Annotated in this window: 21 protein-coding genes; 9 read left to right on the top strand and 12 right to left on the bottom strand. The window is 45.7% G+C overall.

The window, feature by feature from the left end; all coding sequences use genetic code 11:
* Positions 1-2: 2 nt before the first annotated feature.
* The 5 genes from ACVA6Q_RS11160 to ACVA6Q_RS11140 are packed head-to-tail and all read left to right on the top strand — an operon-like array spanning position 3 to position 4,107.
* A complete protein-coding gene (locus ACVA6Q_RS11160) occupies positions 3-716 on the top strand; it encodes a tetratricopeptide repeat protein (RefSeq protein ID WP_446647527.1) in 714 nt (237 codons plus the stop codon).
* A 5-nt stretch (positions 717-721) separates the two neighbouring features.
* Positions 722-1,288, top strand: a complete 567-nt coding sequence (locus ACVA6Q_RS11155) for a TadE/TadG family type IV pilus assembly protein (protein ID WP_446647526.1) — start codon at positions 722-724, stop codon at positions 1,286-1,288.
* Between the two features lie 2 nt (positions 1,289-1,290).
* Positions 1,291-1,827: a tight adherence pilus pseudopilin TadF gene (gene tadF, locus ACVA6Q_RS11150; RefSeq protein ID WP_446647525.1), complete on the top strand. Its 537-nt coding sequence runs from the start codon at positions 1,291-1,293 to the stop codon at positions 1,825-1,827.
* Position 1,828: 1 nt separating this feature from the next.
* The gene (locus ACVA6Q_RS11145) at positions 1,829-3,406 is read left to right on the top strand and encodes a TadE/TadG family type IV pilus assembly protein (protein ID WP_446647524.1); all 1,578 of its coding nucleotides are present in this window, start codon (positions 1,829-1,831) and stop codon (positions 3,404-3,406) included.
* Positions 3,407-3,426: 20 nt separating this feature from the next.
* Positions 3,427-4,107 carry an OmpA family protein gene (locus ACVA6Q_RS11140; protein WP_446647523.1) on the top strand — a complete coding sequence of 227 codons (681 nt, stop codon included), beginning with the start codon at positions 3,427-3,429 and terminating at the stop codon, positions 4,105-4,107.
* A 26-nt stretch (positions 4,108-4,133) separates the two neighbouring features.
* On the opposite strand, the gene cobA is transcribed toward ACVA6Q_RS11140, so the two are convergent.
* The 4 genes from cobA to nirB form a co-directional block, all read right to left on the bottom strand.
* The gene (gene cobA / locus ACVA6Q_RS11135) at positions 4,134-4,886 is read right to left on the bottom strand and encodes a uroporphyrinogen-III C-methyltransferase (RefSeq protein ID WP_446647522.1); all 753 of its coding nucleotides are present in this window, start codon (positions 4,884-4,886) and stop codon (positions 4,134-4,136) included.
* Positions 4,887-4,998: 112 nt separating this feature from the next.
* Positions 4,999-5,856: a formate/nitrite transporter family protein gene (locus tag ACVA6Q_RS11130; protein WP_446647766.1), complete on the bottom strand. Its 858-nt coding sequence runs from the start codon at positions 5,854-5,856 to the stop codon at positions 4,999-5,001.
* A 118-nt stretch (positions 5,857-5,974) separates the two neighbouring features.
* On the bottom strand, positions 5,975-6,298 hold the full coding sequence (gene nirD, locus ACVA6Q_RS11125; protein ID WP_446647521.1) for a nitrite reductase small subunit NirD: 324 nt from the start codon (positions 6,296-6,298) through the stop codon (positions 5,975-5,977).
* Between the two features lie 2 nt (positions 6,299-6,300).
* Positions 6,301-8,859: a nitrite reductase large subunit NirB gene (nirB, locus tag ACVA6Q_RS11120; RefSeq protein WP_446647520.1), complete on the bottom strand. Its 2,559-nt coding sequence runs from the start codon at positions 8,857-8,859 to the stop codon at positions 6,301-6,303.
* A 415-nt stretch (positions 8,860-9,274) separates the two neighbouring features.
* Here nirB and ACVA6Q_RS11115 point away from each other — a divergent pair, with 415 nt between their 5' ends.
* Positions 9,275-9,445, top strand: coding sequence for a hypothetical protein (locus ACVA6Q_RS11115; protein WP_446647519.1), 171 nt, complete (start codon positions 9,275-9,277; stop codon positions 9,443-9,445).
* A complete protein-coding gene (locus ACVA6Q_RS11110) occupies positions 9,432-11,642 on the top strand; it encodes a hypothetical protein (protein ID WP_446647518.1) in 2,211 nt (736 codons plus the stop codon). Before ACVA6Q_RS11115 ends, ACVA6Q_RS11110 begins: the two co-directional genes overlap by 14 nt.
* 31 nt (positions 11,643-11,673) lie before the next feature.
* Here the strand turns inward: ACVA6Q_RS11110 and ACVA6Q_RS11105 are convergent, their stop codons facing one another.
* Positions 11,674-12,294 carry a LysE family translocator gene (locus tag ACVA6Q_RS11105; protein WP_353496071.1) on the bottom strand — a complete coding sequence of 207 codons (621 nt, stop codon included), beginning with the start codon at positions 12,292-12,294 and terminating at the stop codon, positions 11,674-11,676.
* Between the two features lie 282 nt (positions 12,295-12,576).
* Between ACVA6Q_RS11105 and ACVA6Q_RS11100 the strand changes: the two genes are divergently transcribed.
* Entirely contained in the window at positions 12,577-13,659 is a 1,083-nt protein-coding gene (locus tag ACVA6Q_RS11100) for a TRAP transporter substrate-binding protein (protein WP_353496072.1), read from the top strand.
* A gap of 71 nt (positions 13,660-13,730) precedes the next feature.
* Here the strand turns inward: ACVA6Q_RS11100 and ACVA6Q_RS11095 are convergent, their stop codons facing one another.
* Complete coding sequence (locus ACVA6Q_RS11095; protein ID WP_446647517.1) at positions 13,731-14,270, bottom strand: DUF3124 domain-containing protein; 540 nt, start codon at positions 14,268-14,270, stop codon at positions 13,731-13,733.
* Between the two features lie 310 nt (positions 14,271-14,580).
* Between ACVA6Q_RS11095 and ACVA6Q_RS11090 the strand changes: the two genes are divergently transcribed.
* The gene (locus ACVA6Q_RS11090; protein ID WP_446647516.1) at positions 14,581-16,671 is read left to right on the top strand and encodes a methyl-accepting chemotaxis protein; all 2,091 of its coding nucleotides are present in this window, start codon (positions 14,581-14,583) and stop codon (positions 16,669-16,671) included.
* Between the two features lie 51 nt (positions 16,672-16,722).
* On the opposite strand, the gene ACVA6Q_RS11085 is transcribed toward ACVA6Q_RS11090, so the two are convergent.
* The 6 genes from ACVA6Q_RS11085 to ACVA6Q_RS11060 form a co-directional block, all read right to left on the bottom strand.
* On the bottom strand, positions 16,723-18,774 hold the full coding sequence (locus ACVA6Q_RS11085; protein WP_446647515.1) for a diguanylate cyclase: 2,052 nt from the start codon (positions 18,772-18,774) through the stop codon (positions 16,723-16,725).
* 226 nt (positions 18,775-19,000) lie between these two features.
* Entirely contained in the window at positions 19,001-20,209 is a 1,209-nt protein-coding gene (gene emrD / locus ACVA6Q_RS11080) for a multidrug efflux MFS transporter EmrD (RefSeq protein WP_446647514.1), read from the bottom strand.
* A gap of 675 nt (positions 20,210-20,884) precedes the next feature.
* Positions 20,885-21,181: a ribosome hibernation-promoting factor, HPF/YfiA family gene (hpf, locus tag ACVA6Q_RS11075; protein WP_353496079.1), complete on the bottom strand. Its 297-nt coding sequence runs from the start codon at positions 21,179-21,181 to the stop codon at positions 20,885-20,887.
* Between the two features lie 94 nt (positions 21,182-21,275).
* Positions 21,276-22,556, bottom strand: a complete 1,281-nt coding sequence (locus ACVA6Q_RS11070) for an MATE family efflux transporter (RefSeq protein ID WP_446647765.1) — start codon at positions 22,554-22,556, stop codon at positions 21,276-21,278.
* A gap of 147 nt (positions 22,557-22,703) precedes the next feature.
* Positions 22,704-24,617, bottom strand: coding sequence for a monovalent cation:proton antiporter-2 (CPA2) family protein (locus ACVA6Q_RS11065; RefSeq protein WP_446647513.1), 1,914 nt, complete (start codon positions 24,615-24,617; stop codon positions 22,704-22,706).
* Complete coding sequence (locus ACVA6Q_RS11060; protein ID WP_353496081.1) at positions 24,614-25,252, bottom strand: NAD(P)H-dependent oxidoreductase; 639 nt, start codon at positions 25,250-25,252, stop codon at positions 24,614-24,616. The genes ACVA6Q_RS11065 and ACVA6Q_RS11060 overlap by 4 nt, the downstream gene beginning before the upstream one ends.
* Positions 25,253-25,265: the final 13 nt, after the last annotated feature.

Raw genomic sequence — 25,265 nt, 5'->3', positions numbered from 1 at the left:
TCATGCAGAAAAAATGGATGCTTTCGGTATTGGTTGTTCCCTGGATTGTTGGTTGTGTATCCAACTCTCAGCCAACCACTCAAGATATGGTCTCTAGTATGGAGCGGGTCGACAATCATGACGGCCTGATACAGCACTACAAAGGACATCTACAAAATGATCCTGAGGATGTGCAAGTGACACAGTCGCTCGCTCAAGTCTATTTCGACAAAGGCGATATTGAGTCTGCGAAATTCTACAGTGATCACCTGTTAAACAAAGGGGTCAAGAACTGGCAGTTATATCAACTCAGAGGACAGATTCACGATAAGCAGGGCGAAGGAGAGCGTGCTGTTCAAAGATACACTCAGTCCATTGAAGCCGGTAATCGAACCAGTGACGTACATGTCATGCTGGGCGTTGCTTATTGCAAACAAGACCGCTTCATGGACGCAGAATCAGAGTTTAATAAAGCACGTCTGAAAGGACATAACGACGTAGTGATAAAGAATAACTTAGCAGTGATATACCTTGCTCAGGGCAAATATCGACACGTGACTGAAATGCTCACACCAGTGTTTAAAGAAAATCCGAGCAATCAAGTAGTGAAAGCTAATTTAGCGATAGCGTTTTTTAAGTTAGGTGATTTTGAACAGGCACGTGAATTGGTCAATGATGACTTCACCGACTCCCAGGTTATCGCTATATCAAGGCAGTTGTATAACTTTGATGGGTAGTTGTTATGTGTGTATGTATTTATCGCCGCGAGATCAAACCTCCAACATCGGTGCTTAGTAAGCAGAGAAGGAAGGTTTCCGTCGCTATTGGTTGTCAATCAAAACGACGTATTAAGGGTGTCACAACCATTGAGTTTGCCATCGGAGCGGTTGCGCTAATACTGACAACACTACTTATCTTTGAGGCTAGTTACCGCATTTATGTGACCAATCTGGTTGAATATGCGTTGCGTGAGACTGTTAGAAGCACCAATGTCTTTGAAGGTGGCAGTGTTCACGATAACTATAAAACACAACTCGGAAACTTGATTGCGGGCGAAGGGAAGGTGTGGCATTACTTGGTATCGGAAGAGAATTTTCGCCTGACTGGTAAATATTTTGGTTCGTACCAAGACTTTGTCAATAACGCGGGTTACTCCGATCAAGATGATGATTTTACAGAAGGCTATACCCTAGCTGAGATAACACTCTCTTACGACTACACGCCATTTGTCAATGTAACGGGAAGCGATGGCGGTACAATTGAAAGAACCACAGTGCTCAACTTAGAGCATGAAGGTTGGGGGGAGTAGTGATGCGCATGACAAACTCTACTTTTCCTCGACACCAACGTGGCGCGTTTGCGATTGAACTAACGATAGTTCTAGTGATCTTCCTAGGGATTTATCTGTTTATGACCGATATTAGTCACAAGATACTCGTTAGAGCTCAGCTCGATAGAACCAGTTTTGCGTTGGCAAACATCTTAAAAGAACGTACTCGCTTTTATGGTGAGCGGCAAACGCTTAACGACAATGATAGAGACGATATGGTGGCACTAGCTTCTCGACTTTTAGAAAGAGATAGCAATGCCGTCGCAATCAAAATTGAAGCCCTGCATGATAGCCTCACAATGGAAGCATACACTAGCGACCGCTTCAATACGCTTGGATGCCAATCAACAGACATTAATCAGAAAACTAACCTTGTTCCTGTAGAAGACGGGAAGATTTACTCACTGTATCAAGTGACCTTATGCGAGCAAAGGGATTCGTGGTTCGCAAATTTTTGGGGAGATTCAGGAACGCCTACATTCACACTCACTTCTAGCTCCGTAGTACCGGGGAGGTAGTATGAACAGCGCAATAGGTAGACGAAATCAATCCACCCCTCAATCACAGAAAGGCGTCGCCGCAGTTTGGATGGCATTGACCATGGTGCCGGTACTGGGGATGACGTTTTGGGCAGTTGAGGGAACACGTTATATTCAAGACACGAATCGCTTGAGAGACGCTGCACAAGCCGCCGCGAGTGCGGTGACCATTGCAGACAAATCTTTGACTGCTGACGAGTTCGCTTCTCTTTACATTCGTGATTACATACACGGTGAAAATTCAGCCAACGTTGAAGCAACACGCTTCTACCAAGAGTTTGACCCAAGCATCGATCAGCAAGAGATCATCCAATACACTGTCGATGCCACGACGAACCACTCTTCATGGTTTGCGAATAATCTCATTCCCTCTTTTGATACTACGCAAGACCTGAAAGGTCAGGCGATGGCGCGGAAGTTGCCTTTCTACTTGGGTGATAAAAACATTGATTTAGTTCTCGTCACCGACTTTTCCGGTTCCATGGGTTGGCAGTGGGGCAGTCGTAACGCGTGCTCAGCAAGCAGTTGTAAAATAGAGGATCTAAAGGACGCCGTAGCGGATTTAACCGACAAACTATTGTGCTCTGAAGTGGAAACTGATGCTTCAACCGGAGAAGAAACTTGCGTTGATGAAGATCAAGCCGCATTAGCAGACAAACTTGGCAATCGTGTTGCGATAGTGCCGTTTAATGTGCGAACTCGAGAGACGAATGGTTCGAATGTTTTTGCCGTTAGCCAACTTCGTTATCGTGATGATGTTGATGAATCTGACTCTCCGCGTTCCTATGAACAGGTGTCATGGAACAAATGGCGACAGTATTCTTCGGGTGATGTGTATGACTGTGCTCAAGATAGGGATGACTGCCCCAATGGTAGAAACGGTGAGCGCTATCAGGCTCAGCGTTTGGTGAGTATCTTCGATATTGATAGCGATGATGACGATGATTCATTTTTGGTCGATGTCTACAACTATGTTGACTTTGATCTCACCGTTGAGGAAATGCTGACTAGCACTTTTCCTGATGCCAAAACTAAATATCGCTTAAACAACATGGAGTTGTATCGTGGTTACGGAAGTACCACAGAGAATCAGTTTTACACTATAGGACTAACCAGAAACCGTGCTGATATCGATGTAATTGAGGATATGTGGGCGTCCGGTAATACGGCTTCATTTCAAGGCATGATCCGTGGTTTTCAACACATGGCATCAGGCAGGCCGGATACCGAGAATGAAGAGGAGTTAACCGAGTACAGCGACAAGATCAAAATGGTACTGGTACTTAGCGACGGTGTGGAAAGCCCGAACAACGGAATTCTAAAAGGGCTGGTGGATGCGGGCATGTGTGATAAAGCCCGTGAAGAAATTCCTGGTTTGTACATCGCTGTGATCGGTATCGATTTCGCTGCTTCGGAGCAGAGCGGCTTCCAAGACTGTGTGCTTAATGTTGATGAAGATATCGTTGATGTTACGGACACCGACGAATTTATTGAAAAAATTGAAGAGCTTATCCGCAAAGGGTCACGTGGTACGGGTGAGACACGACTCTATGGTTAACTAAGGAATGGGTGAATAGAATGTCAAAGATAACCACAGTATTAGCACTGGGCACAGCTTTTAGCCTGAGTGCGAACGCCAATGAGCAAAGTGCCTACATCACCGAGTACTGCGGAGCTAAGCATTATGAGTACTCACACAACATCACCATAGGGGAAGTGCAGGGCATTGCGACTCATCGTGACGGTTACTTACAGGTGAATGACTCAAGTAATGACGATGCCCTTAAGTGGGAGCTACTTAAGTTGTCAGCCTTGATAACCAACCCCGAGGAGTGCCTAACTTACATCTCCAACCTTGGGATTGCCAAATTTGGTGAGCCTACCGAGAAAGGCTACTTAGTTGCACGAGTCCACTTTGCGTTCGACAAATACAACATTACACCACTTGCTAAGAAAGTACTTGCCGGTGTTGCGCAGCAGCTTGCTGCGAACAACTTTCAAGTCACTGTAGAAGGGCATACCGATTGGGTAGGATCGGAGGCTTACAATCAGGCGTTAGGTATGCGCCGAGCAGAGAGTACCGCTGGACAGCTTCGGGGTTACGGTGTCACCAAGCAAAATACAACCATCAAGTCGTTTGGTGAGTCCGAGCCCATTGCTTCGAACGGTACTGCAGATGGACGTTCGCAGAATCGTCGTTCGGATGTATATATTCCAATCGACTCTGAGGTCGAAAATCAACAGCCTCAGAGTGAGTAAAAGTTAACGACAAACTGGAGTTCGGTTTAAAACCATTTCAGCTTGTCGTGTAGCTGCGTGACGCTACCAACAACAATTAAAGCAGGGCTTTCTGCTTCGCTAGCCATTTGAGGTAGCGTGTTTAGCGCACCTTGGAAAACACGTTGTTCTTTGCGCGTTCCATTCTCTATGACCGCACACGGCGTGTTTTCATCAAGACCGTGAGTAATAAGCTTGTCAGTAATACGACCACTTTGCTTCAGACCCATGTAGAACACGAGTGTATTGTTGGACTGAGCAAGCGAGCTCCATTCAATCTCACGTCCATCTTTTTGCACATGACCAGTAATAAACTGCACGCTCTGCGCGTGGTCGCGGTGGGTAAGAGGAATGCCTGCATACGCAGTCGCTCCTGCGGCTGCTGTGATTCCCGGTACAACCTCAAAGCTGATGCCGTTTTCTGCCAGCGTTTCTAATTCTTCACCGCCACGCCCAAAGATAAATGAATCTCCACCTTTAAGGCGAACGACTTTGTGGCCCTCTTTCGCCTTTTCTACCAAGATTTGGTTGATCTGATCTTGTGGAACGCAGTGATAGTCGAGCTTCTTACCCACATAAATCATCTCTGCATCTGGTTTTGCCAGCGAAAGGATATCTCTGGATACGAGTCTATCGAAAACGACTACATCCGCAGACTGAATCACGCGATATCCTTTCACTGTCAAAAGATCAGGGTCTCCAGGCCCCGCACCGACTAATGAAACAAAGCCGGCATTTAAAGATGTGTGATTAGTGGTCATAAGCTACGCCTATCAAATCTAAATTTGGGTATAAAGAGTGACACTCTGCAATGCGACTTTTTATAACCAAAGAGTGAAAAGACCTCACCACGAAGGTGAGGTCTTATCGAGATTATTTCGCGCTTAGCGCTGGTTCAGCTTGCACTTGCTCTTCTGTCTCAGCAGAGATTGAAGGTGCAGTTTTAGCGTGAGTTAGGTAAAGCGGGATACAAGTCATAACTAGACCGCCAACGATGTTGCCTAGGATGGTAGGGATAAGGTTGAAGTTCAACCAAGTCGCGATACCAAAATCAGCACCTAGAATCATACCTAGTGGGAATAGGAACATGTTTACTACGGTGTGCTCGAATACTAGAGCGAAGAAGATGAAGATTGGGAACCACATCATAGCCACACGACCAGCAACAGTACGTGCTGTCATGTTGCCGATTACGCCTAGACAAACCATTAGGTTACAGAAGATGCCGCGAACGAAACAAGTGATCCATCCGTCCATACCCATGTTCTCAAAGCCAAGGCTACGAGCTGTAGAAACCGCAACAAACTTCTTCGCTACCGCGTTTAGCTCAAGAGAGAAGTTACCCGTTAGTGATACCGCCACTAGGTAAGCAACAATCAGTGAACCGATAAGGTTACCAAGACCTACTAGACCCCAACAGCGCATGATACGACCCCAAGTGATACCTGGGCGGTTTTCAAATTTTGCTAAAGGCGCAAGACCGAAAACACCTGTAACCAGGTCATAGCCCATTACGCTCAAAATAACGAAACCAACTGGGAACACGAGCGCGCCCACTACGCCCATACCAGTTTGAACAATGGTCGTGATCGCTACAACAACCGCCAATGACAGAATGATACCTGCCATAGTACCGCGCAAAAGTAGATCGCGAGTGCTGGTTTTGGTCTTCGCTTCGCCAACGTCGATCATAGTTTGAACGAATTGTGCAGGTTTAAAATCAGTAGACATCATGTCTCTCCAACAAAGTGTAAAAATAAAAAAGTTAAGATTGAATAGTGATAGGGGCTAGGGTGGCTAACCCCTATAGGCTATTCATTCTCTAGTTGATACTTGGTCTAGAGTAGGCTTATGCAGAAATCTCTACCGCACCTTTAGTTACGCGAGCTTTGTAAGCTTTCACGCTAAAGCGCTCATCTTCCATGCACGCGCCAGTAGTTAGGTTAAAGCGCTGCTTCTTGAGTGGGCTTGCAACCCAAAGCTCACCTTGGTGTTCAACAATCAAGCCACGTGATAGCACGTTAGATTGATAGAACGGATCCAAGTTGCTGATAGCGAGGACTTCTTCTGTAGCACTTGGGCGGAAAACCGCTACTTGCTGACCGTCAATCAATGCACAAACACCTGTGCCAGGGACGATATCTTGGATGTCACATACTTTTTGAAATGCCATGATTACTTCTCCAGCTCAACGTGTAGGATGTCGCCTTTCGCTTCAGGGTGTTTCTCTGTGAATGTCGCTGGACGGTGTTGATCACGCTCTTGAACGAAAACCACATTGTCATCACGCAGGTCACTGTTAATGAAGTGAGCAAAGCGTGTAAGCTGAGACTCGTCTTCAATCGTGTTTTTCCATTCACAGCTGTAATCGCCCACTAGACGCTGTACGTCAGCCTCAAGTTGTTCGTTGATGCCAAGCTTGTTATCCACGATAACTTCACGTAGGTAGTCCACACCACCTTCCATGTTTTCCATCCAAACTGAGGTGCGTTGTAGTGGCGCAGCAGTACGGATATAGAACATCATAAAGCGGTCGATGTATTGAATTAGGGTTGCTTCATCTAGGTCAGAAGCCAGTAGGTCTGCGTGACGAGGTTTCATACCACCGTTACCACATACGTACATGTTCCAACCTGCGTCAGTCGCGATGATGCCAAGGTCTTTACCTTGCGCTTCCGCACACTCACGAGTACAGCCAGACACACCAAACTTCATCTTATGAGGAGTACGGATGCCTTTGTAACGGTTCTCGATGCGAGAGCCCAGACCAACAGAGTCTTGAACGCCGTAACGACACCATGTAGAGCCCACACACGTTTTCGCCATACGCAGTGCTTTCGCATACGCTTGACCGGTCTCGTAACCCGCTTCAATCAGCTTTTTCCAGATAGCTGGAAGATCGTCTTTTTGAGCGCCGAATAGGCCGATACGTTGTGCACCCGTCACCTTAGTGTAAAGGTTGTATTCTGCAGCTACTTCAGCCAGCACTTTTAGTGCTTGAGGTGTGACTTCACCGCCAGCCATACGCGGGATAACTGAGTAAGTACCGTCTTTTTGGATGTTACCTAGGAAGTTATCGTTGGTATCGTGCAGCTTCACTAGCTCAGGCTTAAGAATGTGGTCACCCCAGCAAGACGCTAAGAGAGAGCCTGCTAGTGGCTTACATACTTCACAGCCGTAGCCTGTACCGTGTTTCTCAAGTAGTTCTTCGAACGTCTTGATCTCGCCGATACGTACTAGGTGGAATAGCTCTTGACGAGAGTAAGCAAAGTGCTCACACACATCGTTCTTAACTTCAATACCAGATTTGGCAAGTTCAGCATTCAGAACTGAAGTCACAAGAGGGATACAACCACCACAGCCAGTGCCTGCACCAGTCACCGCTTTAATGTCGCCAATAGTGTGATGACCTTGAGCAACCGCCTCTGCAATCTTGCCTTTTGTTACGTCGAAACAAGAACAGATAACCGCGGACTCAGGAAGCGAATCTGCACCTAGCGTCGGCTTTTCTGCGCCAGCGTGTGCTGGAAGGATAAGTGCGTCCGGGTGCTCTGGTAGGTCGATTTCGTTCAGCATTAGCTGAAGTAGGTCGCCGTAGTCGGAGGTATCACCAACCATTACCGCACCAAGAAGCTTCTTGTTGTCTTCAGAAACGATAAGACGCTTGTAAACTTCTTGCTCTTCGTTTTGGTAAACGTAGCTCTTACAGCCAGGAGTGCGACCGTTAGCGTCACCAATTGAACCTACTTTCACGCCAAGAAGCTTAAGCTTCGCAGACATGTCAGCGCCTTCAAATTTGCTGTCGTTACCTACAACGTGGTCAACCGCAACCGTTGCCATCTTGTAGCCAGGCGCTACTAGGCCGTAGAACGTTTCGTTCCAAGACGCACACTCACCAATTGCGTAGATGTTTTCATCTGAGGTTTGGCAGAAGTCGTTGATAGCAATACCGCCACGAGGTGCAATATCTAGCTTCATTTCACGCGCAAGTTTGTCTTGAGGGCGGATACCTGCAGAGAACACGATGAAGTCAGTTTCTAGCTCAGTACCGTCGGCAAAGCGCATCACGTTACGTGCTGTTTTGCCTTCAGGAGCGATTTCTAGGGTGTTCTTGCTGGTGTGTACATTCACGCCCATGCTTTCAATTTTTGAACGAAGCTGATTACCGCCAGCTTGATCAAGCTGCTCTGCCATTAGCTTTGGTGCGAACTCAACAACGTGAGTTTCTACACCTAGTGCTTTAAGTGCACCGGCAGCTTCTAGACCTAGCAGACCACCACCGATGACAACACCGCTCTTGCTTTTCTTCGCGGTCGCTTCGATAGCTTTCAGATCTTCGATAGTGCGGTAAACAAAGCAGTCTTTGCTTTCGTTGCCTTTGATAGACGGAACAAATGGGAAAGAGCCAGTAGCGAGGATGAGTTTGTCGTATTTGATTTCACGACCAGTGCTGGAGTAAACGATGTGGTTTTCACGGTTGATATTGATAGCGCGCTCGCCAATCAATACGTTAATGCCGTGCTTTTGGTAAAAACCTTCTTTAACGAGAGAGAGCTCGTCAGCAGTGTGGTGCGAAAAATAAGAGGAAAGGTGTACACGGTCGTACGCAACGCGGGGTTCTTCGCAGAAGACAGTCACTTCATAGTTAGCCATATCTGCTTTCTCGACTAAGTCCTCGAGATAGCGATGACCGACCATGCCGTTTCCTACGACGACAAGCTTCATCTTGCTCATGATTATACCTAAGTGTTAGTTCTTCAAATCTGTTTGCATTGTTATTTGTGAAAGCAAATTAATACATGATGTAAATCAATTACGGATTCAAACTACTCTAAAGGGGTAGAAAGAGTGATTAACTAATCGACAATGGCATGGGAGCAAGCCATAGCTATCTATAGTTTCGATATAGGAGAGGGATTCGACGGATAGTGATATATACGTGTTGTTACATAAGGGTTCTTTAATTACATATTATGTAACTTACCTACATATTCCATATATTTTTTGTGGTTTATAAGAAAAAGAAACTTCTATATAGAATTTTGTTCTATAAACCTTCGTTCACATTGTCCTAGGTTACTAGTAACCACAATATAAATAAGGTTAGTTGGCGCGAACTACTTTCGTTAGCAAATGACAAGGAGGAGATATGATACGACTTCATATCCAAGCAGTAATCGCTACCTTAGCTCTAGGACTACTCTTCGGTTGTAATGGAGATGGAGGGGACTCTAGCACAGGTGATCAAACTCAAACCATCCCAACCTCTCAGCTTTCGCTGCCTGAACAATTGGAGGTAGTGACCAATGAAAACGATTAATTTAATCCCTCTTGTAATCGCGCTGCTGCCTCTCAGTATTCATGCGGCCTATAATGACGCAGAAAGCGACTATACATTGGCAGAGCAACGCACTCATGTATGGAATGAAGCGTTAGAACCGATTGAACTGGTTAACAGCATTCTTTGTTTTACTGCGCAGTTCAATAGCGTGGAATTTGCCAATCAAGGCCCCTACCTAGTATTGGCAGATGAATCCGTTTGCTTTGATGAAGACAAATCCGGAGAGGGCGGTCAATCGTCGGGTGCGAATAACCAAACTCAATTAATGAAAGCAGTAAGTACCGTAGAAAGGGACTCTGAGACAGAACCCTTGGTTGTTAGCGTTTGGCTGCCGGATATGGGACAAGACGAGCAAGGTGAGCAAGCAATCAAGTTCAAAGCAACGATTCGTGATGGTGCTACCGATACCAATCCGTTTGGTGACTTTACCTTTAACTTCGATTTTTTTGACAATTTTGAGCAAAACAACCAGTCAGGTGGTGGCGAGGTGAAAACCATCTCAGACCTTGAAGGCCAAATTGGTTTTACTCTCTATGAGCAAGGAAGTCATGGTGGAAATGAGAGCTATAAACAGTGCGCCAGTGTTGTCATGTCCGAAGATCGCTCTGCGGGTGTTGCGCTAACGGGAATGGAGTACTCTGGTGCTGATGGCAGCGGTGGACAGACCTTTGCTTTAGCGTTTGATGATAGCCGTGTGTTGATCCAAAGCACCAATGGTGACTTTGACGATCTTCCATACAAGTCTGGGGATCATACAACGGGCACACAGTGTTTGAGCCGCACAGAGTTTACCGCTCATGTTCATCGTTATGATTTATATGACTCGACCACCGGAGCTGCGATTGAACTCAATAGCGGTTTTCCAATTCGCTACGACTCAAGTGACGACGGGAACAAAGACAGTTATGGGTTTGTCGGCTATTGGGGGCTTTGGACTGAAAGCGGTGAGCAGTTTAGTAATGGCGATACTGTGGTTAGAGACAATGATTCTCAGCAAGAGTCATTAACTATCGTGACGGCACCAGGACGTTTGATTAAAAACACCGTAAACGAATTGGCGCTTACTGAGTTAGCAGGCATTGATTTCCACTATTGGGATGATGCTGTCTATCAAGATGGTAACTTTGACCAGTGGGTCGTGAATTATAGTAGTCAGCAATTTGTAAAAGTTGGGAAGCTAAAGTGGGGGGAAAGTGGTCCAACGGTTACTCAGCTCGATACTCCGATTGCTATTGCTTTGAATGACCATGAAAGTCTTTACATGTACTCCGAACAGCTTGGTGGTGAAGTTAAGTATCTAAGTGGCGAAGACAGTATCACTTACTATCAACAAACCTTTATCGACGGTTCTCAAAGTGGTGATGCGGCACTTCCTAATAACGGTACAATTACTCTGAACTGTTATGACAACTGTCCAATCGGAACTATTGATGCTCAGCACATCGCTCAATATTGGGGCGAGAACAGTCCTTTTGAAACGCAGCATGGTAACGCCTATGCGTTTACTTTCTCGATTAGCGGCGATAATGCGCTCACACTCGTCAGTGTGACAAGTGGTGAACCGGTTCAGTTTGACTCTTCAATCACTTCATCCACTCTTGAATCTAGCCCTCACCATTGGGGTGTCAGGACAGGCCCGATGGTTTTGTCGACGCAATCCATTTCGAATCCATGGGATATTTATGACTCCAACCTAGTGCAAGAGTTTTACGTTTGGGAAACTGGGGTGAATGAATGGAATCGACTAACCACGGTGCGAGATGAATCTGGAGACATTGTAAGCTTCGAGCGTCCTATTCAGTTTAGCTATGTGCATACTAGCGATAGTGATCGAAGCGGTGATGCTGGAGAGTATGCAAATCAAACCTTCATGCTGAACTACGGGGGCAATGGTGACCTATGGGGGCTCCCGAGTATCAAACATAGCGATAATAGTCACTACAGAGCGGCGTTCTCAATTCGCGATGGTGTGGTGATGGGCGGAGACAGCCAATATGTTATTAAAGCAAGAGAAATTGAAGAACTCATGAAGCCTTTAGCGAGCTCTGAGTGTAGTTTGTTAACGCTTCAAGACCCTGCCGTCGCAGTGCCAACGTCAGTAACAGGCAGCGCAGATATAGGCTCCATGCCTGCGGTGACCGGAGAGCCGGCAGTCATTGCTGGTGTCACTCAGTAAAGAAAATGGGCTCCTACCAGGAGCCCATTATTTAGCCGAAAAACAGCCAAACACCAACGCCACACATGAGCGTGCCTGCGATGCGATTCATGGTTCGCACATTGTTGGCGTTGCCCAGGGTGCGTTTTAAACCTTTGCCTCCGGTTGCATATATTGTCATGCAGACGAATTCGCTGACTAAGATAATCGCAAGCATCATGGAGACCTGGCCAAACATTGACTTGGATTGATCGATAAAGGGTGGAAGCAGTGAAATCATGAAAGCCCAGCCTTTAGGGTTGGCGATGGCCGTGACAAAGCCTTGTACAACAAGATCCCAATCGTTGTGACGTGACGATTGCTCAACTTCGGATGTGATGGCGAGTTTGCCGCGTGAACGCCACATTTGAATGCCTAGATAGAAGAGGTAAGTCGCACCTACTGCTTTGAAAATAGTGAACACTTCTGGATATCTCAGCATTACTGCCGCGATACCTAAAATAGCCGCTAAAGCAACAACCGCAACGCCCAAAAGCTCACCAATCATCATCCACAAGGTGCGACGATAACCGATGCTCATACCCATAGTAAGGGCGAGCGTCATGCACATACCTGGAGTAATAGATACAAAGAAAAAGGTGGGGATGAATATTGTCAGTGTAGCCCAGTCCATAGTGTTACTTTTCAAAATATTGAACAATTCGGCTATTAATATCAGAGAATCCGTGACAGAACTATCACTTTGTTAAACAGAATGGAATATTTTTAGCGGCCTCCGGCTTGGAGATAAATAAAGGGTTAGTGCGGCGTAAAGGATAAAATAAGGCTCAGTGGTTAAATAATAGACAGACTGCCTGTGCGATCAGAATGAAGCCAAATGATAACACTTTGACATACAAGGTGTTTACATTCATTGTTGGTGAGCTACCCAATAACGTACACAGGAATCTAAGAAATGGACTTCAAAAAAACCATTCGTCGAGTCAGTACTCTTATCGTCGCATCTCTAACCACTCTTGCCGCAACTCATGTTCAAGCAGATGACAAAGTGTATCGTCTAAAACTTGCAGAAACCTGGGGACCTAACACGCCCATCTTAGGGGATGCGAGTAAGAATATGGCTAAGCTTGCGAAAGAAATGTCGAACGGACGTTTGATCATTCGTATCGATTCGGCCAACAAGCACAAAGCACCACTTGGCGTCTTTGATATGGTGAAATCGGGACAATACGATCTTGGCCATTCCAGCTCTTACTACTGGAAAGGCAAGGTTCCAAACACGCTGTATTTCTCATCGATGCCATTTGGTATGACAACCATGGAGCAATATTCGTGGTTTTATCACGGTGGCGGTTTAGAGTTGATGCAACAGGTGTATTCACCGCATAACCTATTGTCATTTCCGGGCGGTAACTCTGATATCCAGATGGGTGGTTGGTTTAAAAAAGAAATCAACACCATCGATGATTTGAAAGGGTTAAAAATGCGTATCCCGGGTTTCGCTGGTGAAGTGTTGGCTCAGGTTGGTGCTAAACCTACGAACATCGCTCCAGGAGAGCTTTATACATCGTTAGAGCGTGGCACTATTGATGCTCTAGAGTGGGTTGGACCTGCGTTTGATTTACGAATGGGCTTTCAGAAAATTGCGCCATATTACTACACCGCATGGCATGAGCCAGGATCCGAGACACAGTTCCTAGTAAACAAAAAAGTCTGGCAAGAGCTACCTGACGATCTAAAAATCATTCTAGAAACCTCGTTCCGCGTCGCGGCGTTTGATATGTATACTCAAGCGCTCCATGAAAATGCGAATAGCTGGTCTAAGATGAGTTCAGAGTACCCAGACATTAAAGTTCGTAGCTTCCCACCTGAAGTGATTAATGCTCTAAAACAAGCGAACGGTGAACTGCTTAAGCAACAAGCGGCTAACGATGAACTGGCAAAAGAAATCTTGGATTCACAAGCGTCATATTTAAATAAAATGCGTGAATGGACGACCATCTCACTGCAAGCTTACTTGAACGAGCAAACAAATTAAGTCTGATTGAAGCGTATCTAATTACGCATTAAAAACGGCCCATTTCACTGGTTGAAATGGGCCGTTTTGTATTAGTTCGTGGCTCGACTGGTAAACGAGATGTCTTTTCCGTGGCCGGAGCCTATCATCACGGCCTCAAATATCGGCTCCGATGCGTCATTCGGATTTGACCAATTAACAATAAAATTGGCACCGACCCCACCGCTCACTTCTCGTTTTTCTACTAGATACTCAGAGCTTGAAAGTGGTTCGAGTACATAACCTTTGTCTAGGAACTTTCTAATCAGTTTTCCTTCCGTGTCAAAGTAATCAATGCTATGGATTTGAATGCTCTGCTTTGGATCTGTGTTTCTCACAACTAACGTGGTCTCTAGCAGTACGGGTTTACCTCCATCGGTGTAGATATGAGAGTAAGCAGGGACGTAACTACTGCGATCTGCATTGCCACTTGCAGCAATGGTTGTTCGTTCGATTTGCTGTGCTTGATGGCTCAGCTTTTCTTCAATGGTATCGACTGATTTGATCAGTGACCCAAGATAAATGGCTAAGCCGATGGCAAGGACAGTAGAGAGAATGGAAACAATTTGGCTGGCTTTACGATTTTCAGTCATGTGGTCTCCCAACAAGGCATTGAAGTAATGCTTACAGTGTACTATTTACGTCCGGAAATGGGCTATTTGTTATCAAGATCATAGTGTTAACTTGGCAACTTTATTGTTAGTAGATATGTCTTGCCCCTCGAAAAGGCAATTCACTCATTTGGTGCTAGTAATGCACAGACTTGGTGCTAATCAAAGCCATTTGGTGCGATGAGGACTGTTTTCATTTTCCCATTCCCTGCAATTGCGAGTGTTTAAACCCTACAGAATACGGGTATATAAATTGCTTTATTATCAATAAACTAGATTCAAGGGATTGAACATGAACTTAACAACAACAGAAAAACGCTGGCTACCATGGTTTGGAAGCACGGGGAAAATCGCGATGCGTCTGGCTTGTTTTGCCAATCGCAGTCGCATTAATGAGCTTGAGCAAACGTTCGAGAGCATTGCTCAAACTCGGGTGAAGCTGTTAGAAACATGGACGCTTAATCAATGGCGGTTCTTAGAAGATGCCGCTTTCTATCTCTCCTCGAAGACGCAAGATGAACAAGCTGAGGCGCTCGATTTATTGCTTAAACGCAGCAAAGACTTCACAGAGCTTTTCTTGGTTGATAGCACCGGTGTGACGACCTGCTCAAGTTATCGTGAGCACAATGGACAAAAACTAGCCGCTCCGAAAGCATTAGAACTGGGTCAAGTGAGGCCATTTTTACATGGCCCTTACGTTGATCAGAAAACGCTAACGATAGGGGCGTCATCATCCAAGTTTCATGATGCTGTTACCCTGATGTTCTATCAACCCCTTGATGCCAGCCAGCCTAACTCTCCGGTGCTCTGCGGGCGTGTGCCAAATGATGTTCTAGGAGATTTGATACAGCGAGAGGCGGGGCATATCTATAGTGAGTCAGGGGATAACTACTTATTTATGGTTGAGTCGAAGTTCGATCCAACCATCGCACAAGGTGTTGCACTGTCGCGTTCTAGATTTGAAGATAATACCTTTTCTCATGGAGAGAACTTAAAGCAAGGGGTGCAAATTCGTCATCACACCGAATTTGAAGTGGTGTTTAATGATCCCGCGACCAATCAACTCCACCCGGGTGTGCGCGAAACGATCAAAAATGGCAGTAATGTATATGTTGATTACCCTGGATACTCGGACTATCGCCATATTCCGGTGATTGGTAAGGGCGTGACATTTCAGTTGCCTGGCTCCATTGATCGATGGGGCATGATGTGTGAGTCGGATTTGGAAGAAGTGCACCGCCATCGGTCGCTGGTGGGGCGCTTAACTCGTCGCTTTATGGCTTCAGCCATGTTGGTCACACTATTGCCAGTGGCGCTTCAGCACTTTTTGGGTTGGGATCCGTATTCGAGTGCGGGCATATCACTGCTAAGTGCTGGTGCATTAACGCTACTGTTTCGATCACGGACAGCGAAACCTTTGTCGCGAAGCCTTGAACAGATGACAGGTGTGATGAAAGTATTGGCCGAAGGAGATGGAAATCTAAAGCAGCGGCTTGATGCCTCCAAGTTTAAAGCGGACGAGACAGGGGATTTAGGCAGGTGGACAAACAGCTTCATTGATAACTTAGAAACAGTTGTATCAGAGTTGGTGTTTGCGAGTCGTGAAGTGAACAATGTCTCTGAATCTATGTTTCGTTGTAGTCAGCGATTGTCCAAGTCCAGTGAGGATACGTCTGGATCCATCTCTCAGCTTATTGATCTTTCCGAGCAGCAAGTTGAAGAAATCCGTTCTGCTAATGATAATGCGAGAGAAATGCATGTGTTGATGACGGAGTCTGTTGAACGTGCGCATCAGGAGTATGAAACGGCTCGTAGTAGCGCCGATAACATTAAAGAGATTGTTCAATCCTCGTCTACCAGTGTAAATGACGTGAATAATGAAATGGAAAAGATAAGTGACATCGTCACACTTATCACAGACATTACGGCGCAAACCAATCTATTGGCACTGAATGCGGCCATCGAAGCGGCGAGGGCGGGCGAGCACGGTAGAGGCTTTTCTGTCGTCGCTGATGAAGTGAGGACCTTAGCAGATAGAACCGCCGCTGCAGCGAAGGATATTGGCGACTTGATGGAACAGCTAAGGCAGCAGTCTGAGAAAGCCGTGAATACCATGCGTGCGGGGATTGAAAATGTAGAAAGCAATGCTTACCTAGCTGATACATCGAGGCAGAACGAACAGTTACAACAATCGGTAAATTCATTGTTTGCTGCAATTACTGGACTTGCGGACATGAGCAACACCAACTCAAAGACAGCGGAGCATGCTGCTGAGTCGACAAGTTCCCTGCAATATCAATCCAAGCAGTTGGCGCGTCGTACATCACTTATGCAAAACTCTATCTCAAGGCTAGATCAATTGGTTGGCCGATTCGAAGTGTAGGTACCATAATGACAAAGGAGGCCTAAGCCTCCTTTTCTGTTTTTGGGCTCTTTAAGCCGCTTTATGAATACCGTTAGCTTCTATTAGCTCTGCCAACTTAGCTTTGTCTACGATAACGCTGCGAAGATCTTTGTTTCTTTTCGCTTCATACATGGCAAAGTCAGTATAGATGAGTAGCTGCTTAATACTTAGCTCGCTGCTGTCTGGTAAGAACACCCCTATTGCTGCGTGAAGCTGCAGTGTTTCATCTTTGCCACGAAGCTTAAACTCAAAACTTTCGAGTTGTGGTAGCAGTTCAGACAATTTCCTTCTGCTTATTGGCGTAATAGCAACAAACTCATCACCTCCAATTCGATAACTCGTCCCATTTACCGTTTGGCGCAGTAGCTTGGCGTAGCATCTTAGTACTTGGTCGCCGACAGTGTGGCCGTAAGTGTCGTTAATTTGTTTAAACCCATTAAGGTCAATATAAATAAGCCCGTTTCCTTTTCCTAATGATTGCTTGCGAATACGGTTCAACGCGTATCGATTCTTCAGCTTAGTTAGGGCGTCATGGTTTGCTCTATGATTAGTCAGATAGCCAAATACGATGGTCACTAAAATAAACAGGCCGAGCAGTACATTGATTATATTAAGGCGCTTTTTATCTAGCTCTTTTTTATTGAGCTCTCGCCAGTTCGCAGGTGGTTGATATTTCTGATGGATCGCTTCTGTATCAACAAAATCCAACGTACGGTTGAACAGTTTTGCCAGTGTTTCACCACGTTCTGTTTTCGGAAAGCCAAAACTCAACTGAGACTGATAAAAAGGCTTAAAGTAGTGGTCTTCAGTAATTTCCGACAGTACTTGCTCGTAGAGCAAAGTATTGAGTGTGACGCGGTTAGTGACCGCGTAATCAATAGTTCCGGCAATTAGACCTCGTACCATGGCTTCGGTGTCTTTGAAATAGACTAATTCTTTATTCGGTAGCAATCGTCTGGTGATAGTGGCAAAAACATCATTTTCTACGACGCCTACACGTTCAGCAAAAAGCTCAGAGATATGCCTGTAGACTTCTTCCTTAAACCCTACACGTTTAGCAATCACGCCATCAATTGAAGCAAAAGGTCGACTGAAGATCATATGCTTTTTGCGATGCCGGAGATCAGCAATAGGGGTCATGACGTCGTGTTCGGCTAGCATGAGTTTTTGCAGCGATGCCGCCCAGGCCATGTTTGGCTCGTAAATAAGTTCACATTGCAAAGAACCGAGACGACAGATTTCTTTAACCAGTTCGACGGCAACGCCTTTTACATCACCATCTTTGGATTGATAGACATAAGGCTTTCTGTGGTTGAGGTGCACCTCTAGAGGCGCCCTAAGGTCTAAGGCGGAAGACTCAATGTCACTTTTTAACTGCTTGATTGCTATGTTGGTGATGTAGCTTTCTATATAACTACGTATCTGCTTTTGAACAGAATCTTGTGAGATGATTTGACTGAACTTCGCCAACAAAGGCGCGTTCCCATGTTTATTAGTAATGATAGAGACAGGCGGTATTGAGACTCTGTCATTAATAAGAGCCGCTTTGAATCCAGCGTTTAAAAACCATTCTAGCTGTAAAAATGTGCCGATGTAGCCATCAATATCGCCGCTGCGCATGCTTTCAAATGCGACTTCATTGTCGTTAAAGCTTAAGACCCGCTTCTCGGGGTAGTAGCGTTGAATAATATCATTAAACGCAGTCCCCATGGTGGTGCCAATGACAGACAGATCGTCAAAGCTTTGACCGGATTGAGTAAATAAATAGGTGGGTTCTATATTGATCGGCTGCGAAAAAATAAATCGCTGAGAGCGAGCCTTGGTAAAAGTGATATTGGCGACAAAATCGAGATTGTGATTTTCAACAGCATTCAGTCGTTCAGTAAAATCTGATGCAGTAACATATTCAAAGCGAAAGTTTGATTGACTCTCTATGGTCGAAAAAATAAACCTCGCTAAGAAGTCCCGCTCATGGGCGGAGACTAGAAAGGTTTTATTTTCCGTGCTGGCGGCATGTGCACTTTGAAAGGCATTAATGGCGACTAGAGCAGTGGAGATAACAATGACAACAAGGTGATGCATACAGCGAACTCTCAACTCCAGTGACTCCTTCCATGGCATTATTGGGTAGAGGGTAAGTCACCATTCTAGCCGCTGTATGCCATATTGCAATGTTAACCAACTGAAAACAAAATAGAAGTCGAGAAATGGTATTGAAACGCAACGATATGTCGAGTTGAGTCTAATTTTGGCGGCAAAAAGGCGACGTGAAACGTCGCCTTGTGAGGTAATTCTGTCAATGAATGTTCTATACCATGACGGCATCATTGCTGTTGTCATGACCTCGATCACGATTGGCAATATGAAGTCCCCACATCGCCAACAGTGCCATGATAAGCATAATTACTCCGAGTGGAAGTTGGCTGCTAGCAGGGATAACTGAGGCCCCAAGTGTAGCAAGTCCAGCTCCAAGGTTCTGCATGCCACCCAATACTGCGCCACCTGTACCCGCATGATTTGGGAATGGCGTTAACGCGCCTGTTGTCGCCGCTGGGAATAAGACACCAGCACCTAGAAAATAGATTGTGGATCCAAATGTCAGTGTCCAAGCGTCGGTTGCACCTTGTAGACCTGGAAGTAACACCACCACAGAGCCAAGTACAATAGCAGCCAAGCCAAACTTGAATGCCGCTTGTGTTCCGTAACGTTTGGCCAGCATGGAGGAGAAACCAGCGCCCAGTAAATAGCCTGGGATTGGCATTACAAACAGAATGCTAACAGTCAGCGCGGATAGTTTAAGTACACCACCAAACAGTACGCCAGCCGCTGCTTCGAATACAGCAACTCCAGCGAAAGTCGCTACAAGACAAATCACGTAACCTTGAAAGCGACGATCTGCTAGTACAAAGCGGTAGTTGTCCATTGCTGAGCTTTTACTTCTACGTTCTTGAGGCAGCGTTTCCATCAGCTTCGATGCCATTACAATCACCACGGCAACGGCAAACAAAGTTAAGAACAGGTAGCTTGAACGCCAGCCCAGAGTTTCTGTAAACACGCCACCAAGCACGGGTGCAAGCAGTGGTGAAAAAATGACGCACATACTAATGATGCTGTTTGCGCGGTGTAGTTCTTCCCCGGAGAAACAGTCACGAGAGAGTGTACGAGACATCGCTCCGCCGCTACCGATGCCAGCACCTTGAATAAAACTGCCTAGTAAAAACAACTCGAAGGAGTGTGCGAACAGACTCATCACAGCGCCGACAAGGTATATAGCTAATCCAACTAGAATGATAGGTTTACGACCCAATTTATCTGATAGAGGGCCATATACGAACTGCGATAAACCATAAGGGATCAGGTAACACGCCATCACAGCTTGTAGCATGGCAGGGTTGACACGAAACTCTTGCGCCATTTGCCCAATAGATGGGACGTACATAGTTTGAGTCATTTGACCAACTGCGGTCAGAATAGCGATTAAAAAGGTCAGCTTTGCTAATGGAAATTTGGATGACATTTCTCAAATATCTCGTAAACAATAGGGAGTGATGAAACCTGCCTAGGATTTGCCCTGTCAGTGTTAGGGCGCAGATATTAGTGTCAGTTTTAGTTTTCATCAATAACAAAATGTGATGTTAATCACGATAAATATTTCTGTTATTAATTAGAAAAAATAATGCGAAAATCCAGGGTGTGGATACTCGCTATTTGGTTTTAGCTCTATCACTGGACGATCCATGAGTAAGTTTTTCGTACAATCCAGTAGCCGGCTCTAGCTACGGATTTGATGACTGTAAAGCTAAAGTTGGCAATGGAAGTGATAAGGTCACCCGTGCCCACCATAAGTTTGTATGCGTCGGTATGTTGAAATTCTCTATAGGTCATGATGTCTGCTCCACGTTGTTTGGAGCACATAGTAGCGGGATAAAAATTGTAAAGTTGTCATTTTGTGCCACAGGCTTTCAAAAGTCGAAGAGACTATCTGAGAGGCACATGATGAACGATAGTGCTGGCGATAAAGCAGGTATTTTCTTACTCAATATCAGAATAAGAAAATGTTGCAGGTAGTATTCGAATTAAGTAATAAGCATGGATTCCCTTAGGAGGGTTTAGTACCAAAAAAGCCGACGTACTGTCGGCTTTGGAATCTTGGTTAGGCATAAACCACGTCAGTGATATCGTGGTAATTGATTTAAGAGTGGATGTCCGATTTAAGCTGACCCTTGCGGGTGCGCAGCCCAGCTTCCAGTTTTTTTAACGATGCCGCGATAGCGGGGTACATGATGTCGTGAGTAGCTTTAGCTGAGACTCGTACGCCTTCGTAGTTGGTGAATACTTCCACCTCATGTTGGTCATGCTCTTTTCTAATGATGATGTCGCTACTAATGAGCTGTGGGAAGTGATCCGCAATTTTTTCGAACTTGCTTTCTATTTCTTCTCTTGAGTCGTCGCCGATCGATACGTGATGGGTCTGAATGTTTATTTTCATTAATTGCACCTCTCCTTTCACTACGTATTTTAAACCTAGCAAAGGAGAGGGCGTTTGACAAAGTCGTTACCGTTACCACTTTGAGTGCAAGGGGTTACTGAGACAGTGTTTTCTCTAGTTGTTTGACCGAATAACTGTATGTGAACCAGGCACTTATTCCTGCTAGGACGTTGCCAATTAGCGCACCATAAAAGAGCCCTTGAATTCCCCCAAATTGTGCACCGAGCCACAAACAAGGCAAGAAAAATGCGAATAATCGAAGGGTCGAAATGGCTAGGGCTGTTTTAGCTTTACCTAGAGCATTTGAGATGGACACCATAAGCATACATACGCCAAGTGGCCCTAAACTGAATGGCACTAAAATCAGGTGATAGTTCAAGATCTGAAAGACATTGTCTTCACTGGTCATGAGAGAGGAAAGCTGAGTGGCAAATAGCCAAGTAATGACGGCGACTAACAACTGAAATCCTAAAATGTAGGCAACCGCGATGTTAACCAGCTTTTTGATGTCCTCGAGATTTTTTGCGCCAAGCAGTTTGCCCACCATAGGCGGCATCGACATGGTTAAGGCAAGCACGGTCACAATGGCAAAAAACTCGTAACGTGAGCCAAGAGCCCAAGCTGCAACGGCTGCAGTGCCGAAAGTCGCGAGCAACTTTGTTGCCAGCATAGAGGATAGCGGTGGTAGTAATTGGCTGACCATGGCGGGTGCCATGATTTTCCAAATCGAGCGCAAACTCTCGCCGATATCCACATTAGACCAATTAAATGACGCCCAGTTTTTTGATACTACTTTCGGGGCGACGACTGCAATGCCAATACCAAAGGCAACGATAGTCGCAATGGCAGCGCCGTTGATGCCCATGTCAAAAGTAAAAATAAATAGAGGGTCAAGCGCAAGGTTGATAATGCTGGTAATGACCATCATCATTCCCGGCAACACAGTATTGCCATTGGCTCGGCAGACGCTGTAGTAAAAATAGAGTACAGCACCCACCCATGAGCTCAATAGCCAATATGGCCAATAGCTATCAATGACCGGATAAACGCTTTCCGGGGCGCTTAACAGGGCAAGAATTGGGTGGCGGATAAACCAGATCAGCACGCCGATGATTGCCACGCCAGCACTGCCAAACACCAATATCAACCCACCTAACTGCTTCGCATACTCGTCCTTGTTAGCGCCAAGTGCTCTGGAAATGATGGCTGTCGTCGCAATGCCAAGGCCGACTTGTATACCAATGATCACCATTTGCATCGGCAGGGTAAAGCCTTGTGCAGCGAGTGGCAGTACGCCTAGCTGGCCAATAAATGCACTATCTACCAGTTGAAAACTCATGAGTGATAGGACACCTAGCACCATGGGTAGTGTCATATTAAACAGTTGCTTAGCGAGCTGCTTTGAATCTTTATCCACGTTGTTCTCTTTGTTTTGTTTCTAATGCTGCGAGCAAAGACTAGGGCAAATAAACAATAAGGACGAGCAATGTGCCCGTCCCTTTATTTACCAGACCTTTAATTGCTACTCTTCAAATTTGTCGGCGTAGCCTTTTGGAGGTGGTGTCCAGCCACGCTCGCGAGAGTGCTTGTCGTTGCGATCGATTTGCATCGCGTCCTTAATCAAGCTTTCCAGTTCTATAAATAGATCACGGTAATTGTTATCAAAGCGCTCACCTTCGGCGCCACCTTTCCAACCTTCATAAAGACGGTCTGATTGCTTGTCTTCAATGACTTTATAAGTGGTTTTTTGTTGTTCCACAAAGAAAGGATGGAAGCCCAAACAATTCATCGTTTTAGCACCAAGTTCTAGTGCAGAATGGTAGGTTTCTGATTCAATGTAGTCCGCACCAGCTTGTCTGAGCTGATAGCCGTGCCCACGGTCGAATGCCCTAGCGAGAATTTTAACGTGAGGGTACGTATGTTTAACGTACTTTACAAGTTCGATACTGGCTTCTTGATTGTCAATGGCGACGACGAGCAGTTTTACTTCTTCGATTCCTGCAGTATGAAGAATGTCGGGTTTGGAGGCATCACCAAAGAAGGCTTTGGTGCCAATTTGGCGCATGTTATCCACCTGGTCAGCTCGGACATCCAATGCCACCGTCCTTACATGATTGGCGACGAGCAGTCGGTTAACGATTTGTCCGAAGCGACCCATACCCGCGATTAGCACGCTACCACGTTCGTCAACGGTGTCTGCTTCTCTATCGTTACTCTCTTTCTCAAAGCGGGGTAAGATGACTTTATCAAATAAGATAAATAGGCCAGGTGTTAGGAACATGGAGAGCGCGACGACCAGTGAAAGCGTTTGTGCAATGTCATTTGGCAATACATGGTTTTGAACCGAGAAGCTCAATAGTACAAAACCAAACTCACCCGCCTGCGCCAAACTCAATGTAAATAACCAGCGAGCGCTGTTTTGTATTTTGAATATCATGGCCAGAATGTAGAGCACTGCTGCTTTCAACATCATGACACCGAGAGTTAAGCCAATGATAACAAAGAAGTCGTTAAACAATATTTCGAAGCTGATGCCTGCACCAACAGTGATGAAGAAAAGCCCCAACAATAAACCTTTAAATGGGTCGATATTAGACTCAAGCTCGTGCCTGAACTCACTGTTTGCTAGAACAACACCCGCAAGGAACGTACCCAGAGCAGGGGATAGCCCCACTAAGCTCATTAATGCGGCAATCCCAATCACTAACATTAACGCTGTAGCGGTAAAAATCTCTCTAAGACCTGAAGACGCAACAAAGCGGAATAGCGGCCGACTTAAGAAGTGCCCACCAACCACAACCACGGCGATAGACGCAGTAATCACTAGGCCATAGACCCAGCCAGGCAAGCCTGCGACCAAACTAATCTGCTCATGATGTTCTGCGGCTTGATCAACTGCATTTTGGGCTTGCTCAACCAACTCCGGGATAGCTAAAAGTGGAATGAAGGCGAGCATTGGAATGACGGCAATGTCTTGGAACAGCAACACAGAAAATGAGCTTTGGCCGCCTTCCGTTTTTGCTAACCCCTTTTCATTAAAGGTTTGCAGCACAATAGCGGTGGAAGAGAGCGCAAAAATAAGACCAATGGTTAACGAAACACTCCATGTTTGTCCAAGTGCCAATGCAATACCCATGACAGCAGCGGCCGTACCACCCACTTGAATGCCACCTAGGCCAATAAGCTTGTGGCGCATCCCCCATAGCATTTTGGGTTCTAACTCAAGGCCAACTAAAAATAGCATCATCACGACACCAAATTCAGCAAAGTGTTGAATTGTCGTCGTTTCTTCGCCAACCAGTCCGATAATCGGCCCTATGACAACGCCTGCAATCAAGTAGCCGAGAACAGAGCCAAGGCCAAGTCGTTTAGCAATAGGTACGGCAATGACGGCGGCAACCAAATAGACGAATGCTTGTAAAAAATACTCGGTCATGATGTACCCTCATCAGATTTAGCGGTTTGCTCTTGAGGCCAATAGTGATTGAGTTTTTCCATTGGCATAGCTTGTTGGATATCGAATTTATCTTCGACGAGTAGGGTGAGTAACTCACGCCAGCGTTCCCGATGCTCTGGTATGCGTCGCTCTTCTTGTGCCGTACGAGAGCCAAACAGACAAAATGGAGGAAGGTAGATCATGCCCGTCAACGTTGCAGTCTGTTCTAATGGTTGGAGCAACTCTCTGATTGTGAAATGGTTATAGCCGTCAGTTTGATACGCTTCCGCTCTACCGCCTGCGGAGATAGCGCAGAAAAATGTTTTTCCATGCAGGGCAGTACCGTCTTGACCATAAGCAAATCCATATTCTAGGACTAAGTCTTGCCATTCTTTCAGAATAGAGGGTGTTGAATACCAGTAGAGAGGAAATTGGAAGATGATGATGTCATGATCAATGAGTCGTTGTTGCTCTTTATCAATGTTGATGTTGTACGTAGGGTACTCGTAATAGAGATCCACTGCAGTCACGCCTTTGACGGATGTTGCGTCTCGAAACATGGGAGCGTTGACTTCAGAGCGGCGTTGTGAAGGATGAGCGTAAAGCACAAGAACTTTTTTGTTATCTTCGGGCATAATAGCTTCCGCT

The sequence above is a fragment of the Vibrio sp. DNB22_10_4 genome, from assembly GCF_052879755.1.
This window is presented reverse-complemented; position numbering and strand designations above follow the sequence as displayed.

Coding starts and splice junctions, on each gene's coding strand:
- ACVA6Q_RS11130 (WP_446647766.1), bottom strand. CDS start 5,856: ATGTCTACTGATTTTAAACCTGCACAATTCGTTCAAACTATGATCGAC.
- ACVA6Q_RS11100 (WP_353496072.1), top strand. CDS start 12,577: ATGGACTTCAAAAAAACCATTCGTCGAGTCAGTACTCTTATCGTCGCA.
- ACVA6Q_RS11110 (WP_446647518.1), top strand. CDS start 9,432: ATGAAAACGATTAATTTAATCCCTCTTGTAATCGCGCTGCTGCCTCTC.
- ACVA6Q_RS11070 (WP_446647765.1), bottom strand. CDS start 22,556: ATGACACTACCCATGGTGCTAGGTGTCCTATCACTCATGAGTTTTCAA.
- ACVA6Q_RS11160 (WP_446647527.1), top strand. CDS start 3: ATGCAGAAAAAATGGATGCTTTCGGTATTGGTTGTTCCCTGGATTGTT.
- emrD (WP_446647514.1), bottom strand. CDS start 20,209: ATGTCATCCAAATTTCCATTAGCAAAGCTGACCTTTTTAATCGCTATT.
- ACVA6Q_RS11090 (WP_446647516.1), top strand. CDS start 14,581: ATGAACTTAACAACAACAGAAAAACGCTGGCTACCATGGTTTGGAAGC.
- nirB (WP_446647520.1), bottom strand. CDS start 8,859: ATGAGCAAGATGAAGCTTGTCGTCGTAGGAAACGGCATGGTCGGTCAT.
- ACVA6Q_RS11145 (WP_446647524.1), top strand. CDS start 1,829: ATGAACAGCGCAATAGGTAGACGAAATCAATCCACCCCTCAATCACAG.
- cobA (WP_446647522.1), bottom strand. CDS start 4,886: ATGACCACTAATCACACATCTTTAAATGCCGGCTTTGTTTCATTAGTC.
- tadF (WP_446647525.1), top strand. CDS start 1,291: ATGCGCATGACAAACTCTACTTTTCCTCGACACCAACGTGGCGCGTTT.
- hpf (WP_353496079.1), bottom strand. CDS start 21,181: ATGAAAATAAACATTCAGACCCATCACGTATCGATCGGCGACGACTCA.
- ACVA6Q_RS11155 (WP_446647526.1), top strand. CDS start 722: ATGTGTGTATGTATTTATCGCCGCGAGATCAAACCTCCAACATCGGTG.
- ACVA6Q_RS11115 (WP_446647519.1), top strand. CDS start 9,275: ATGATACGACTTCATATCCAAGCAGTAATCGCTACCTTAGCTCTAGGA.
- ACVA6Q_RS11105 (WP_353496071.1), bottom strand. CDS start 12,294: ATGGACTGGGCTACACTGACAATATTCATCCCCACCTTTTTCTTTGTA.
- ACVA6Q_RS11140 (WP_446647523.1), top strand. CDS start 3,427: ATGTCAAAGATAACCACAGTATTAGCACTGGGCACAGCTTTTAGCCTG.
- ACVA6Q_RS11085 (WP_446647515.1), bottom strand. CDS start 18,774: ATGCATCACCTTGTTGTCATTGTTATCTCCACTGCTCTAGTCGCCATT.
- ACVA6Q_RS11060 (WP_353496081.1), bottom strand. CDS start 25,252: ATGCCCGAAGATAACAAAAAAGTTCTTGTGCTTTACGCTCATCCTTCA.
- nirD (WP_446647521.1), bottom strand. CDS start 6,298: ATGGCATTTCAAAAAGTATGTGACATCCAAGATATCGTCCCTGGCACA.
- ACVA6Q_RS11065 (WP_446647513.1), bottom strand. CDS start 24,617: ATGACCGAGTATTTTTTACAAGCATTCGTCTATTTGGTTGCCGCCGTC.
- ACVA6Q_RS11095 (WP_446647517.1), bottom strand. CDS start 14,270: ATGACTGAAAATCGTAAAGCCAGCCAAATTGTTTCCATTCTCTCTACT.